14 protein-coding genes are annotated in these 14641 nt (G+C 38.9%); 7 read left to right on the plus strand and 7 right to left on the minus strand.

Annotated features, from left to right (window positions below):
- Positions 1-143: 143 nt before the first annotated feature.
- Positions 144-335: a membrane protein YhzF gene (yhzF, locus tag CZ487_RS05330; protein WP_077211104.1), complete on the plus strand. Its 192-nt coding sequence runs from the start codon at positions 144-146 to the stop codon at positions 333-335.
- A gap of 29 nt (positions 336-364) precedes the next feature.
- Here yhzF and CZ487_RS05335 read toward each other — a convergent pair whose 3' ends face one another.
- From CZ487_RS05335 to CZ487_RS05345, 3 genes are all read right to left on the minus strand, one after another.
- Positions 365-892, minus strand: coding sequence for a tryptophan transporter (locus CZ487_RS05335; protein WP_077211105.1), 528 nt, complete (start codon positions 890-892; stop codon positions 365-367).
- Positions 893-1095: 203 nt separating this feature from the next.
- Entirely contained in the window at positions 1096-2172 is a 1077-nt protein-coding gene (gene serC, locus CZ487_RS05340) for a 3-phosphoserine/phosphohydroxythreonine transaminase (RefSeq protein ID WP_077211106.1), read from the minus strand.
- 281 nt (positions 2173-2453) lie between these two features.
- The gene (locus tag CZ487_RS05345; RefSeq protein WP_077211107.1) at positions 2454-2873 is read right to left on the minus strand and encodes an HIT family protein; all 420 of its coding nucleotides are present in this window, start codon (positions 2871-2873) and stop codon (positions 2454-2456) included.
- Between the two features lie 605 nt (positions 2874-3478).
- On the opposite strand from CZ487_RS05345, the gene CZ487_RS05350 reads away from it, so the two are divergent.
- From CZ487_RS05350 to CZ487_RS05360, 3 genes are all read left to right on the plus strand, one after another.
- On the plus strand, positions 3479-4219 hold the full coding sequence (locus CZ487_RS05350) for an ABC transporter ATP-binding protein (protein WP_077211108.1): 741 nt from the start codon (positions 3479-3481) through the stop codon (positions 4217-4219).
- Entirely contained in the window at positions 4212-5423 is a 1212-nt protein-coding gene (locus CZ487_RS05355; protein WP_077211109.1) for an ABC transporter permease, read from the plus strand. Before CZ487_RS05350 ends, CZ487_RS05355 begins: the two co-directional genes overlap by 8 nt.
- 96 nt (positions 5424-5519) lie before the next feature.
- Positions 5520-6242, plus strand: a complete 723-nt coding sequence (locus CZ487_RS05360; protein ID WP_077211110.1) for an EcsC family protein — start codon at positions 5520-5522, stop codon at positions 6240-6242.
- 18 nt (positions 6243-6260) lie between these two features.
- Here the strand turns inward: CZ487_RS05360 and CZ487_RS05365 are convergent, their stop codons facing one another.
- Positions 6261-7427 (minus strand): M20 family metallopeptidase, encoded by a 1167-nt coding sequence (locus CZ487_RS05365; protein ID WP_077211111.1) that lies wholly within the window; start codon positions 7425-7427, stop codon positions 6261-6263.
- 121 nt (positions 7428-7548) lie between these two features.
- Between CZ487_RS05365 and CZ487_RS05370 the strand changes: the two genes are divergently transcribed.
- Complete coding sequence (locus tag CZ487_RS05370) at positions 7549-8196, plus strand: phosphatase PAP2 family protein (RefSeq protein WP_077211112.1); 648 nt, start codon at positions 7549-7551, stop codon at positions 8194-8196.
- A gap of 49 nt (positions 8197-8245) precedes the next feature.
- On the opposite strand, the gene CZ487_RS05375 is transcribed toward CZ487_RS05370, so the two are convergent.
- From CZ487_RS05375 to CZ487_RS05385, 3 genes are all read right to left on the minus strand, one after another.
- Positions 8246-9307, minus strand: a complete 1062-nt coding sequence (locus CZ487_RS05375; RefSeq protein WP_077211113.1) for a lactonase family protein — start codon at positions 9305-9307, stop codon at positions 8246-8248.
- A gap of 130 nt (positions 9308-9437) precedes the next feature.
- On the minus strand, positions 9438-10454 hold the full coding sequence (locus tag CZ487_RS05380; protein ID WP_237562805.1) for an alpha/beta fold hydrolase: 1017 nt from the start codon (positions 10452-10454) through the stop codon (positions 9438-9440).
- Positions 10435-10995 carry a hypothetical protein gene (locus tag CZ487_RS05385; RefSeq protein ID WP_077211115.1) on the minus strand — a complete coding sequence of 187 codons (561 nt, stop codon included), beginning with the start codon at positions 10993-10995 and terminating at the stop codon, positions 10435-10437. The genes CZ487_RS05380 and CZ487_RS05385 overlap by 20 nt, the downstream gene beginning before the upstream one ends.
- Positions 10996-11255: 260 nt before the next feature.
- Here CZ487_RS05385 and CZ487_RS05390 point away from each other — a divergent pair, with 260 nt between their 5' ends.
- Both CZ487_RS05390 and CZ487_RS05395 read left to right on the plus strand, forming a co-directional pair.
- Positions 11256-12641: a cytochrome P450 gene (locus CZ487_RS05390; protein ID WP_237562806.1), complete on the plus strand. Its 1386-nt coding sequence runs from the start codon at positions 11256-11258 to the stop codon at positions 12639-12641.
- Between the two features lie 197 nt (positions 12642-12838).
- Complete coding sequence (locus tag CZ487_RS05395; protein WP_077211116.1) at positions 12839-14608, plus strand: ABC transporter ATP-binding protein; 1770 nt, start codon at positions 12839-12841, stop codon at positions 14606-14608.
- Positions 14609-14641: the final 33 nt, after the last annotated feature.

Genomic DNA, 14641 nt, shown 5'->3' on the forward strand with positions numbered 1-14641 from the left:
ATGTGAACATGACTGGATATGCTTTTATTAAGTCGCTATATCAGCCATAAAGAGGTAATCGAGCTCTTTCATATGGCGGTATTTTGCAACATATATATGTATTATACCCATTTTTTAAATTGCGCTTAAAGGAGTGAAGGAGCTTGGCCGGTTTAACATTCGGTTTATTTGCATTTAGTACCGTGTTATTTTTAGGTGCCTTTTATCATATAATTTCCATCACAAAACCGGGATTTTATCCACCTAAGAAAATTTTAAAAAAAAGAGCTGGCGGGCTTGCGTTCGGTGGAGTCATATTCTTTGCAATCGGCATAGCGTTTTCGAGTTTTTTATAATAAAAAGAACCCATAGAGGGTTCTCTTTATTAGCCGTTGACTGTCTGGTCTGAAAGCTTTGTCCTTTTCACAATGGTAAGTGCGATAGGATAAAGGACTACCATTGCAATGGTATTGACCAAAGTTGCTGGCAGTACCACTCCAGCAAATAAAGCTGCAAATGGTCCGGGTAAACCAACGATCAAATAGGCAGACCCTAAGAATACAACCCCAGAGATCAGTGTACCAACAGCTGTCAGCACTCCCACGCTAACAATACTGGAGCGGAATTTATTCAGAGCTAAGTATAGTCCGAAAAATACGAATGCAGTCACAGCTTTGTCGATAATATTTGGAAAAAGTCCGCCTGGGAAAGTAGTGGTTAATCCTGAGATAATCCCAGTTACTAACGCTAATAGAAGGACGCTTTTCCGATCAGGAAATAAAATAATCCCTAAGAACATCATCGTTAACATCATATCGGGTTTCATTCCAAAAACGATCCCCGGCACGACTGCATGCAACACTGCACCCATTCCCACCAATAAAGCTAGTGCAACAAGATTTTTTGTATTCATTTCTCTTCTCTCCTCTGCTAATCTAAGCTAATTTTCCTCTTCCTGCAGTGCACTTGTTGCCTGCAGCGAAAAGATTTAGTTTTATTATTATAGCATACTTCTACATTGATTAAAAGTTAATCTATTCTGAAAATAATGCCAGCTTAATAGAAGAAAAAGGCCAACCGCAAATAGAATGCGATTGGCCTGATATGACAAAGAGATTATTTTGATTTAAAAGACTTCATGAATTCAGCCAGTTTCTCAATATTCTCTAGAGGAACAGCATTGTAAATTGAAGCTCTGCAGCCCCCAACAGAACGGTGACCATTTAGACCCACAAATCCTTGTTCCTTAGCAGTGCTTAAGAATTTGGCCGTATCTTCGTCACTTGGCAATGTGAAGGTAACGTTCATGTTTGAACGGCTGTCTTTTTCAGCATGCCCTTTGTAAAAACCTTCACTCTCATCGATTACGTCATAAAGCACCTTTGCTTTTTGATTGTTGCGATTTGCAATAACTTCAATGCCGCCTTCGGATTGGACCCAATCTAAAACAAGCTTTAATAGATAAATCGCAAATGTTGGCGGTGTGTTATAAAGAGAGTTATTCTTTGCGTAAGTTTGGTAATTCAGCATAGTTGGCAAGTGATCAAGATTACGATCCAATAAGCTTTTCTTAACAATTACGACGGTTACTCCTGAAGGACCTAGGTTCTTTTGCGCTCCAGCATAAATAAGTCCAAATTTTTCAATGTTCAATGGCTTACATAAGATATCACTAGACATATCTGCAACTAGTGGTACAGACACTTCAGGGAATTCCTGCCATTGTGTTCCATAGATCGTATTATTGCTCGTTATATGAAGGTATGATGCATCATCCTTGATTTCATCCAAGTTTAACGTCGGAATAGACTTGTAATTTTCTTCCTTTGTGGAAGCAAGTACAGTCGTTCTTCCTGCCTTTTTAGCTTCTTTTAAGGCTTTTTCAGACCATGATCCTGAAAGTGCGTAGTAACCAACGCCATCTTCAGTTAAAAGGTTCATCGGAACCATAGAAAATTGCAGGCTGGCACCGCCTTGAAGGAAAAGAACTTCATAGTCATCAGGGATATTAAGAATATTTCTTAAATTTGCTTTCGCCCCTTCGTGAACAGCTTCATAATCCTTGCTTCGGTGGCTAAGTTCCATAACAGACATTCCAGAGTTATTGAAATTCAAAAGATGTTTTTGTGCTTCTTGTAGAACTGCTTCTGGTAATGCTGCAGGACCTGCATTAAAGTTTAACGCTCGTTTCATTAAGAAAACCTCACTTTAAATGTTTTTTGCTGTGTCTAGCTCCCTGCGGCAACAGCTGAAATAAGCTGTTATGAGAGCAGGTGCTTTTGTTGCTGTAATGAATGAAAGAACTATATTTATTACAATCGTATCAAAAAATGACGAAGTGTAAATATGAAAATTCAAACATTCACAAATTTTTTTATACTTTCGTTAAGTTTAACTTCTTTTAAGGATTAAATGATAAGAAATATCTTACAATAACAAAAAGCTTTTCAAAAGGTTGAAAAGCTTTTTGCTTATTATAGGTTATGATTGATTTCATTAGCCATCTTTTGAAAATCTTCTGGTGAATAATCACTTTGATTCGACTTCCATACCGCACCGAAGCCATCTCCTTGACCGTAGCGGGGGATCAAGTGGACATGGTAATGGAAGACGGTTTGACCAGCTTTTTCACCATTATTATTCACTATGTTCATACCGACTGGATTGTATGTAGTTTTAAGAGCATTTGCGATTTTGGGAACGACTTCGAATATTTGCTGGGCAATTTCTGGTGTTAGTTCAAAAACATTTTCCTTATGCACTTTTGGAATAACTAAAGTATGGCCCTTCGTAACCTGGCTGATATCCAGGAATGCCACTACATTTTCATTTTCAAATACTTTTGCAGATGGTATTTCACCATTCACAATTTTACAAAAAATACAGTCACTCATATCGTTGCTCCTCTCAAATTAAAATGTCCTTGTCCATATTTTACCACAAATAAATCTAACGAAGAAAGAATATAAATAAAAGGCAGGATCCGCGTGGAATCCTGCCTCTCGTGAAGGGGAAGCTTCTTCTAGTAAACGTCCTTTAATTCGGGTACCTTCTCTTTGATAAACACCTCATTTTTTTAATGAATGTTATCTAATGAGAAATCGATCTATAGTTCAAGCGTACCATCCCCTTATCTTCTTTATATGTTTCTCAACGTATAAAGCTCGGGTATAGTCTTTGGTAAACACCTCATTTATTTTAAAATGTGTGTTTTACAGATCTTAGATTGAATGCAAAGTGTTGCAATACAATCATCCCCTTATTTGGATCGTTTGAAGCGGCTTATATTGAAATTAAATAGTCTGCGACAGACACCTCATTTCAATTTTTAGATGACCGTTTGTTAATCATCTATTTGTTTTCCCCTTCGAATATTATGATATCCACCTCATAAAGAAATATACAATTGTTTATAAAAAAATTTCAAAAGTGGGCTTTTCTATTTTTTACTAATACTTTTTGCTAAAATGAGACTATCTACTTTTAGGAGTTGTTGTGGATGAAGTTGCTGCAGATTAAAGAGGTTACGGGCGGGTATACACGGAACCCAGTATTGAAGGATGTTTCCTTCGACGTTGACCGAAACGAGATTGTAGGGTTAATTGGTCTGAACGGTGCGGGGAAAAGTACAACCATTAAGCATGTGATTGGGCTGATGGAGCCGCATAAAGGAGAAATAACGATTAATGGAAAGACCTTTATTGATAATAAAGAAGCGTATCGCAAGGAGTTTACGTTTGTACCAGAAACACCCATTCTCTATGATGAACTGACATTAGATGAACACTTAAGGCTGACAGCTATGGCATACGGGATTGATGAACAACTATTTAAACAAAGAAAAGAGCAATTGCTGAATGAATTTCGAATGAGCAAGCGCTTAAAATGGTTTCCTGCCCATTTCTCTAAAGGAATGAAGCAAAAGGTTATGATTATGTGTGCTTTTTTAGTTCAGCCAAGTCTATATATCGTAGATGAACCATTTGTTGGTCTTGACCCGCTTGGCATTCAGTCGCTGCTTGATTTAATGAAGAAAATGAAGGAGAATGGCGCTGGTATCCTAATGTCAACTCATATTTTAGCTACGGCTGAACGGTATTGCGATCGTTTTGTCATTTTGCATGAAGGTTCGGTAAGGGCGAAAGGTACATTAAAAGAGCTGCAGGATCAATTTGCCATGCCGGATGCCACATTGGATGATTTGTATATTAGATTAACAAAGGAAGAAGACTATGTTTGATGAGCATAAGCTTTGGAAGGAACGACTTGGTACAACAAGCAAGGAGCTTGGAAAGTACTTCCGATACATATTCAATGGCCATATTGTTCTTGTCCTTTTATTTCTAATTGGAACAGCTGCTTTTTATTATCAAGAATGGGTAAAAACATTAAGCCCGGATTTTCCGGTTGCCTTGATTATGGCAGTACTGCTTGCCATTGTGTTGACATATAGTCCCATTTATACGTTTTTTATGGAAGCAGACAGGATTTTTCTATTGCCTTTAGAAGACAAATTAAATTTCTACTTTAGAAAAAGTATTATTCTAAGTTTGATACTGCAGATTTATATTCTTGTGGTTGGTTTGGCTGTCTTTATGCCGATGTATGCAGCTGTAAACAATGGGAACTTTAAAGTGTTCTTCCCGTTCTTAATACTGTTAAGCTTAGCAAAATTAGTAAATATGTTAATTCGCTGGAGAGTTCAGTACTTTGTCGAAAAAAATGTACATAATACTGACTCGTTTGTACGCTTTTGTGTGAATGGAGTGTTTCTTTATTTCCTTTTTTCTAACGCGAATATTCTTTTCTTTATCCCGGTCGTGGTGATCTATATAGCGATTTACAGAGTGTACTTTAAACAATCAAAGAAAAAAGGACTAAAGTGGGAATTCTTAATTGATCAAGAAGAAAAACGAATGATGTCTTTCTATCGGTTAGCAAATTTATTTACGGATGTCCCGAAGTTGAAAAACAGTGTAAAACGCAGAAAATACTTAGATTGGATCTCAGAGAAGCTGCCATATCATCATAACAGTGTCTATACGCACATCTATGTGCAAACATTTATTCGCGGCGGAGACTATTTTGGTCTTTACTTAAGATTAACAGTTATTGGGGCAGCAGTTTTATATTGGATTACATTTGGATACGGGCAAATTTTATTTCTTGTTTTATTTTTATTTATGACGGGGTTTCAACTATTGCCGCTTTGGAATCATCATCAAAATAAAATATGGATTAGGTTATACCCCGTACAAGAAAGCATGAAAAGAAAATCTTTTCAGAAACTCCTTTCAATCATTCTCATCGTACAAGCAGTTGTCCTGTCCATCCCGATCATCTTTAAAGGGGAAGTGATGACAGCAGGTCTTGCGATTGCAGCAGGAATTGTTTTTAGCTATATGTTTGTTTATGTATATAGCAGCAAAAAGTTGAAAAATTAATGGAATCCCTCCTAGGAGGGGTTTTTTATTCTGAAACTATAATAAGGGGTAATACGTATGCTAATTATAGAAACCAGCATAAAGGAATGTTGATGAATGAATGAATACGAAAGTAAAGCATATGAAGAAATATTGGAATGGAAAAGAAAAATATTGAAGCGTTCGAGTTTGATTAACCGCATGTCTAAAAAAGCACAAGTCAAAATCAATGAATTGATACCGGAGAAGGCTCACCAAATTATAACGGACAGTATAAGAAATATGGTAAAGGCAACGTTAGTCGGTTCGAATATCACGACCAATATGGATAGAAGCGTAAGGACATTAGAAGAACGGGATCAGAAGCTTAAGGAAAAGATGAATGTCTATCGTAAAACGGCAGCGATTGAAGGGGCTGGAACAGGTGCAGGAGGGATTCTATTAGGGTTGGCTGATTTTCCTCTCTTGCTCTCCATAAAGATGAAGTTCCTGTTTGAGGCGTCAGCAATTTATGGTTATGATACAAGGGAGTATGAAGAACGCCTTTTCATTCTCCATGTCTTTAAGCTGGCTTTTTCAAGTGATGAGAAAAGAAAAGAAACCTTTTACCTCATAGAAAATTGGGAGGAAAACAAACAAGAATTAATGGAATTAGATTGGCGCGAATTTCAGCAGGAATATCGCGACTATATTGATTTTGTTAAAATGCTTCAGCTGATACCGGGAATTGGTGCGGTAGTGGGTGCATATGCAAATTATAATTTGCTGGAGCATCTAGGAGAGGTGGCCATAAATAGCTACCGATTACGGATATTAAAATCTGCCCCAAAGCTGTATTAATGGCTTTGGGGTTTTGGTTTAATATTTCAATGCTGCTATCCCAAGTGTTTTAGCAGCAATTAGCATTGCTTTCTCATTTATATCGAATTTCGGGTGGTGGTGTGGATAAGCAGTTGCGACACCTTCTGGTTTTGCTCCTGTAAAGAAGAAGGTACCTTTTACATGCTGAAGATAGTAAGAAAAATCTTCTCCAGTCATCTGGGGTTCTGACTCTTCTAATTCAATAGGTTCAGGCAAATCTTGAACGCATTCTATTAAGAAGTCTGTCTCCTCCTCATGGTTAACGACAGCGGGATAACCTCTGAAATATTCAAACTCGTATTCTGTATCTGTTGTAAGACATGTACCTTTGACGATTCGTTGTATTTCTTTTTCAATAGAAGTACGTGTATCTTCATTAAAAGTACGAACAGTGCCAATCAGCGTTGCTTTGTCCGCGATGATATTAAATGCATTTTCTGATAAAAAGGATCCTACCGTGACAACAGCTGAATCAACAGGATTGACTTTTCTGCTGACAATTTGCTGAAGGTTGATGACAAGCTGTGAAGCTGTGACGATGGCATCCTTTGTTTTGTGTGGCTGTGCCCCGTGACCACCCTGGCCTTTAATAGTAATTTCGAAGCGGTCGGCAGCGGCCATAATCGGACCTTTCCGATATTGAATTACACCTGTCGGCTCCGTTGCCCATAAATGAGTGCCGAAAATGGCGTCAACTCCTTCAAGACAGCCGTCCTCGATCATCGAAATTGCCCCTCCAGGAGCATATTCCTCTGCATGCTGGTGGATCATCACATAAGTTCCTTGCAGTTCATCACGCAATTCATGAAGAGCTTTAGCGAGAACTAGCAATGTAGCTGTGTGACCATCGTGCCCGCAAGCATGCATGACACCTGGTACTAGTGACTTGTAAGGAACATCTTTCTCATCTTGAATGGGCAGGGCATCAAAATCAGCTCGAAGTGCAATCGTTTTACCTGGTTTTACACCATATATTTTCGCGACAACACCATTGCCGCCGACGTTTCCTCTCACTTCAATTCCAAGATCCTCATAGTATTTTTTAATATAGCCAGCAGTGTTTATCTCTTGAAAAGAAAGTTCAGGATGCTTGTGCAGATATCGGCGAATATCTACCATTTCTTCGTAGCCTGCCTCTAATTTTTGAAATAGTTTATTGATCATGGCCTTCTCTCCCTCTTGCTTTTATTTTATTATATCATTCGTTCTTTAGTGGAAATATCCTCTCCATTACAATTGTATTCTGATAATATAGTTAATAGATTTAGAGAATGGAGGTTAAGGAGTGGTGTTTGGGAGATCTCGAATTGCTATTATTAGTGCTGCAGTATCTTTGCTGATTTCCATTTTGATCATTAATGCTGTTATAGACGGATCAATAGAACGTCTTGATGCATGGGGGTCTGCAGTGGCTGCAAAAATCGTTCCTGATGGAGCAGCCCCGTTTTTTGAAATGATCAGTGGATTTGGGTCAACGATGGGAATCGGAGTTATTGGTATTTTATTTCTTGCTGTTCTTTGGTGGAAAAAACGGGATTATCTTGGCATGGCGGTCTTTGTGTTTGCTGTTGCCATCGGAAATGAGGTGAATAAATGGATAAAAGAGATGGCGGGGAGGCCTCGCCCGGTTACGGCTCCGTCAACAGATCTGCATAGTTTAAGCTTTCCAAGCGGACATGCCATGGTCGGTCTTACCGTATATATGCTTATTGCTTATTTTTTAATAAAGGATAGCAAGGTAAAGTCATTAAAGTGGCTGGTTGGAATCCTTGCTGGTCTATTAATCCTGCTTGTCGGAATAAGCAGAAATGTTCTCGGTGCGCATTATCCATCTGATGTATGGGGAGGATTTTTTCTAGGATACGTCTGGACGTATCTTTTTATTACATTATATGAAGTGGTTAATAAGAAACTAAAGAGAAAGCCGGTATAGGTGGAAACATCTAAATCGGCTTTCTCTTTTAGTGAATTTTCACCTGACCCTAGGCATGCAGAAACTTTACACAAACTGGGTGTGGGACAGCAATATCGGCTGTTAAAAGCGTTAATTTACCACTGTCAGTGTCTCTAGAATATAAAACAAGATTGCCTGATTCCTGATTTGATGCAAGCAGGAACGTTTCTGATGGATCTAATGCAAAATCACGCGGCCAATCTCCTTCTGTGGAGATACGTTCCACAAATTGAAGCTTTCCAGTCTGTTCATCAACAGAGAACACTGCAATGCTGTTGTGCCCGCGATTGCCGGCATAGACGAATCTTCCGTCAGAAGAAATATGAATCGCACTGCCTTGATTATTTTCTTTAAAATCATCCGGTAAGGTAGACAGTGATTGGAGCTCTGTAAAGCTGCCATCTTCACTGCGGTAGGATAGAACAATAACCTTTGAACTGAACTCAGTCATAACATAGGCGTATTTCCCATTTGGATGAAAAGTAAGATGACGCGGCCCGCTTCCAGGAGCAACAGATAGAGAGTTCGCTTCTTTAAGGATTCCGTCGTTTACCTCATATGTATAGATTTTGTCAGTGCCTAACTCGGCTACTGCTACATACTTTTCATCTGGAGTAAGGGCCGAATAATGTGTGTGAGGCTTTTCTTGTCTAGGATCTGGCCCTGAGCCAGAATGTTCGATAACAGATGAAACGGAATGTATATTTCCGCCGTTTTCTCCCAGCGGGTAACTTTCAACTGTTCCTTTATGATAATTGGCTGTAAAGAGATACTGATTTTGCGGGCTTACACTCACATAACATGGTGGTGCTCCTGGGCTCAGCTGGCGGTTCAATTCAGTTAACATATCTGTGTCTTCCTCAATGGTAAAAGCCGCAACGCCGCCTTGATCGCCGTCTTTTACGACAGAATAAAGATGTTGGTTGTCAGCGCTAATAGATAAATAGGTAGGATTCTCCAACTCGGCTGCTAATTTTAGGTCAGAAACTGCTGCATTTTTCACATCTAGTGTAAAGGAATAAATCCCTTTGCTATCCCCTTTTGTGTAGGTACCGATATAGCCTTTATATTTGTGTTCAGTCACAATCATATTCCTCCAGTCTAACTTCAAGATTTACCAAAGAGTATATACCATTATTGGAGGAACTTACAAAACATCCGATGACAGGCGGGGAATTTAAAAAAACAAAAAAGATCCCATCATAGGGATCCTCTCTAAATCATGTTCTGCTCTCCAGCCAATCTGTTAGGAAATCGGGGATGCCGCCTTTAATAGCAAGTGTGACATGTCCGCCTTTAACACGTTTATAAGTCTTATCCTTGGAACCGACCTTGTCCATTAATGGACGAATCATCTCCTCTGGAATTAACTGGTCTCCTTCAGTTGATACAACAAATAGATTAGCCTTTATTTTCTTGAGGTTGACTTTGTTCTTACGGATCACCAGCTTGTTTTTGATCAATTTATTGGCGATTACAAGATCATGAATAAGCTCCTTTAATGCAGTACCCGCAAATGGAACATGGTCTTTCACCCATTTATCAAACCTTCTCCATCTTTCTACATATTTTTGATCATCACTTCTTCCAAGTAGAGCTAAATAGGGAGAAACATTAACAGGACCAGTGACTATTCGGAAAAATAATTCCATTACTCTTGCAGGTACAACTCCATATTCATCAATGAGTTCATCTACTTTTAAGTCACCTTCTTTAAGAGCCTTGTGCCAGTTGTCCATATAAGGAACTTTACTGAAATCAATAGGAGCTGCGAATAAAACTAGATTCTTAATAGGTTCATTTGCCAGGGCTGCGTACATTACTGCGAGTGTACCTCCGAGACAGTAGCCAATGACGGTAATTTCTGCCGCAGATGAATGAGTAAGGGCCCTTTGTACTCCAGTTTGAATATAGTCTATTACATAGTGTCCGAGTGTAAGGTGTTTGTCCTCGTACCTTGGGCTGCCAAAATCGAGCATGTACACATCGTAGCCTTGTTTCGTAAAGCCTTCAATCATACTGGAGCCTGGTCCAAGGTCTAATATATATGCTTGATTGACAAGAGAATAAACAAGAAAGAGAGGAGTTTGGTGTTTTTTACTTTTAGCAGCGGCTGGATAATACCAAAGGGTTGCTTTATTTCTTTTCCAAATAGCTGATCTGGGCGTCTGTCCAACTTTTAGATCATCTTTATTCCAAAGTGAACGAAAATTTAGCTTACGAGGAATGTTTGTCACGATTATTTCTCCTTCTTTGGAGGATATCTTCAAGAGCACGTACATATTGTTCATTACCAGTTGGAACAAGAGGATTTGCTAATAGTGCATAAAGTGCTTTCTTCTTACCTGAATTTTCTGTTTCTGTTTCTACTTCTGCTGCTTCTCCATTATTTTCATTCTGAGGGTTATTTTTTTGCTTGTGAAATTTTTTGCTATCTTTATGTTTTTTCTTTTTCTTTTCCTTTTTCTTTTTTGTCCTGCCTTCTTCAAGGAGTTTCGAAAGCTGAGCGTCCATTTTATCCAGTTTTTCTTCGAGCTGCATGTTTAGTTTTGCGACATTCGCGATATCCTCTTTCGTTGGAAGATTTAATGCTTGAGCAGCGTCTTCATTTAACTGACGAAGATGCCTCAGTATTTTTACATGATTTTTCATTTCTGAATTAGCAAAATCAATCACGGAATGATTGTTAAGCTTGTCCTTTATAAGTTCATTTAGCTTTTTTTCGTATCTGCCTCCAAGTACTGCTAAATTTCTTAGATTCAAAGGCTTCTTCTTCATATATCTCCTTCCTTTCCAAAATTTCACTTACTATATCTTATACGCCGCAATGTGAAGCGTGCTTAAAATGGTGCAGTTAACTATTCTATTGATTGCTATTGGTTTTTACAAAATGAGGAAGATATTCGCCCATCCCGCTCACCTTAAAAAGGGCGGGGGTTCTTTTATCATTTTTTACACTTATTATGGAGGATTTAATTAATATATAACGAGTATGTCTTCCTGTTTACGTAAAACAGGTGTGGAAGGAGGAAAGATTTTTGATAGATTCATTTTCTAAGAGAAACATTCCGCAAGCGCCCGGGGGTTCAATCTTTTCTGGTCGTTTAAAGGAATTCCAGCGCGATCCATTATCTTTTATGCAAAAACTTTCAAGAAATTATGGACAGGTTGTTCGCTTTAAACTTGGTCCATCACAGAAAGTAATACTGCTATCAGATCCAGAATTAATAAAGGAAGTTCTTGTAACTAAACAAAAAAACTTTATTAAATCTAGTGATATACGATCACTCAAAGCGCTTCTTGGTGAAGGGCTTTTGACTAGTGAGAAAGATGTACACATGCGTCAGAGGAGGTTGATTCAGCCTGCGTTTAAGAAGACACATGTAGCGTCATACGGTCAGGATATGATAGATGTTGCTCAGCATTATGTACAAATGTGGAAACACGGAATGGAAACTGAGATTACGGAAGAGATGATGAATATTACGCTGGGAGTTATCAGCAAAACGATGTTCAGCATGGACTTAAAAGAAGGTTATGAATTGGTGGGGGAAGCAGTAGAAAAAGTGATGAAGCTGGCCATTAAGCGAATGAGAAGGGCGATTCCACTTCCGTTATGGTTACCATCTAAATCAAACCGCGAATTCAAACAAGCCGCAAAAGTGCTGGATGCAGTCCTTTTTAATATTATCGACCAGAGAAGGAGAGGGGGGATACAAAAAGAAGATTTGCTGGGGATGATCATGGCTGCACGAGATGATGAAAATGGGACAGGCATGACAGACAAACAAATCCGTGATGAACTGATGACGATATTTTTGGCCGGGCATGAGACGACGGCAAATGCTTTGTCTTGGACGCTGTATTTGCTGGCACAGCACCCAGATAAAGAAGCAAAGATGCATGCTGAAATAGATTCCGTTATTAGAGGAAAAACAATTAGACCAGAACACTTTTCAAGCTTGAAGTATACACAGAACGTAATCTGGGAATCACTTCGCTTATTTCCCCCAGCCTATGTAATTGGCAGAGAAGTGGACAAGACCGTGGAAATTGGCGGGTATCTTTTTAAAAAAGGGGAAACTGTCCTCATGAGTCAGTATGTAATGCACCGCAGTCCTGAATACTTTGAAAAAGCAGATGAATTTAACCCAGAGAGATTTGATAATGATCTGCTAAAGAAGCTGCCAGCTTACGCATACTTCCCATTTGGCGGTGGACCGCGGGTATGCATTGGAAATCATTTTTCTTTTATGGAAATGGTCCTTGTCTTGGCCTGTTTAGCCAGCCGCTATCAGTTTAGGTTAACCACTGAGCAAGAAAAAGTAAAAACGCAGCCGTTGATTACGTTAAGGCCAAAGCCGGGAATCAGAATGATCCTGCATGAACGAGAAACAGAAAAAAGTAATCCTGATTCAGTGTAGAATGTTTCGGTTTTATTGTGACTTTTGTGCATAGTTGAGAGGGTGACCAAATTCCTTTTGGTCACCCTTTTTGGATTTAAATAGATTAACCTATGCAATGCTATATCAATTGTATTGAGATGGAAAGAACATTATAATTTATCCGAACCTCTGGGCTGGGGGCTATATATATTTTAAAAGGGAAAGAAGGAAAAGAGATGTCATCCCTGGTAAAGTTACTTCGGTATTTAAAACCATATAAACTCTTTGCGGTTTTAGGGCCAGTTTTTATGTTAATTGAGGTATCCATGGACTTGGTTCAACCGATGATATTACAGCTCATTGTTGATGAGGGAATTGCGAAAGGTGATTCTTCCTACGTCATTAAAATGGGGCTGATTATGATTGGAGCTGCCATTATTGGTTTAGGAGGCGGTATTGGTTCTTCTGTATACAGCACAAAGGCAGCTGTCAATTTTGCTGCAGATATTAGGCAGGATGTTTTTCGGAAAGTTGAAAGATTCTCTGGGAAAGATGCAGATTGCTTTGGAACCGGAAAGCTCATTACGATATCCACTAATGATATTACATCCGTTCAAATGGCGGTCATGTCAACTTTAAGAGTACTAGTGAGAAATCCGCTTCTTTTTATAGGAAGTGTCGTGATTGTGTTCATCTCAGCAAGAGAGTTTTTTCCAATACTGCTAGTGTTAATTCCGCTTCTAGTTTTATTTAATTGGTTTTTTATCAATAAAGCTGGAAGAATGTTCAAAAAGGTACAAGAAGCAATTGATAAAGTGAATACAAAATTGCAGGAAAATTTAGCAGGTGTAAGAGTAGTAAAAGCTTTTGGAAGACAAGAATATGAAAAAAAGAACTTCTCGCAAGTGAATGAGGACTTAACAACGGTCAATACAGGTGCCAGCCAAACGATGATGGCTTTAATGCCGGTCATGCTTTTTGTTGTGAATATCGGAATCGTCGCAGCACTATGGATGGGTGTCATAAAAGTGGATCAAGGCACCACGCAGGTAGGAGTTATTTTGGCCTTTATTAACTATTTAAATATTACATTAACAGCTTTAATTGGCAGCAGCCATGTACTGATGGCGATTACAAGAGCTTTCCCTTCAGCAGATCGAATTACCCAAGTATTAACAAGGAAATTGGAGATAGAAGAAGCGGCCCATCCTCACCGCCCTGAAAAAATCTTAGGAGATGTTGAATTCCAGCATGTTGGATTCAGCTATAGCAAAAATGGAGAGCTTGTCCTGAAAGATATTACCTTCAAGGTAAAAAGCGGAGAGAAAATTGGGATCATTGGATCAATTGGCAGTGGAAAATCTACAATGATTAAACTTATATCGCGTTTGTATGATGTGGATTCAGGACGAATTTTGCTTGATGGAAGAGATATTAGGGAGTATGATCTGCAAATTTTAAGAGCATCGATTGGATTTGTACCTCAAAAACCAATTCTTTTTTCTGGAAGCATCAAGGAAAATATCACATTTGGCAGCGAATCCGCTAGCAGTACTGAAATAGAGCAGACAGCGGCTAGTGCAAATGCTGTGGAATTTATTGAAAATCTGGAAGAAGGATACGAGCACAAACTGACGCAAGGAGGGAGCAATCTTTCTGGCGGTCAAAAACAGCGGTTGTCAATTGCCCGTGCTCTTTTAAGAAGACCTGCTATCCTCATCTTAGACGATTCAACCTCGGCTGTTGATGCATTATCCGAAAAAGCAATTCAAAAGGCGTTACATACTGATTTTCACGAAACAACCACATTTATGATTGCGAGCAAAATTTCTTCTATTATCAATATGGATCAAATCTTGGTTATGGAGGATGGAAATATGGTGGGAATCGGCACCCATCAGGAACTGCTGAGAAATTGCTCAGTTTACCAAGAAATATATCTAACTCAGGGTGGAAAGGAGGAGATTCTTCATGAGTCAGCAAGCGGCAAAACTTCCTCCTTCTAATTCTCCAGGAGGATTCGGCGGGCACCCGCATGG

Source organism: Robertmurraya dakarensis, from assembly GCF_900156875.1.
GTDB lineage: Bacteria > Bacillota > Bacilli > Bacillales > Cytobacillaceae > Robertmurraya > Robertmurraya dakarensis.

Excerpts from the sequence above, each read along its gene's own strand:
- CZ487_RS05335 (WP_077211105.1), bottom strand. The coding sequence starts at position 892 with ATGAATACAAAAAATCTTGTTGCACTAGCTTTATTGGTGGGAATGGGT.
- serC (WP_077211106.1), bottom strand. The coding sequence starts at position 2,172 with ATGAAACGAGCGTTAAACTTTAATGCAGGTCCTGCAGCATTACCAGAA.
- CZ487_RS05345 (WP_077211107.1), bottom strand. The coding sequence starts at position 2,873 with ATGAGTGACTGTATTTTTTGTAAAATTGTGAATGGTGAAATACCATCT.
- CZ487_RS05350 (WP_077211108.1), top strand. The coding sequence starts at position 3,479 with ATGAAGTTGCTGCAGATTAAAGAGGTTACGGGCGGGTATACACGGAAC.
- CZ487_RS05355 (WP_077211109.1), top strand. The coding sequence starts at position 4,212 with ATGTTTGATGAGCATAAGCTTTGGAAGGAACGACTTGGTACAACAAGC.
- CZ487_RS05360 (WP_077211110.1), top strand. The coding sequence starts at position 5,520 with ATGAATGAATACGAAAGTAAAGCATATGAAGAAATATTGGAATGGAAA.
- CZ487_RS05365 (WP_077211111.1), bottom strand. The coding sequence starts at position 7,427 with ATGATCAATAAACTATTTCAAAAATTAGAGGCAGGCTACGAAGAAATG.
- CZ487_RS05375 (WP_077211113.1), bottom strand. The coding sequence starts at position 9,307 with ATGATTGTGACTGAACACAAATATAAAGGCTATATCGGTACCTACACA.
- CZ487_RS05385 (WP_077211115.1), bottom strand. The coding sequence starts at position 10,995 with ATGAAGAAGAAGCCTTTGAATCTAAGAAATTTAGCAGTACTTGGAGGC.
- CZ487_RS05395 (WP_077211116.1), top strand. The coding sequence starts at position 12,839 with ATGTCATCCCTGGTAAAGTTACTTCGGTATTTAAAACCATATAAACTC.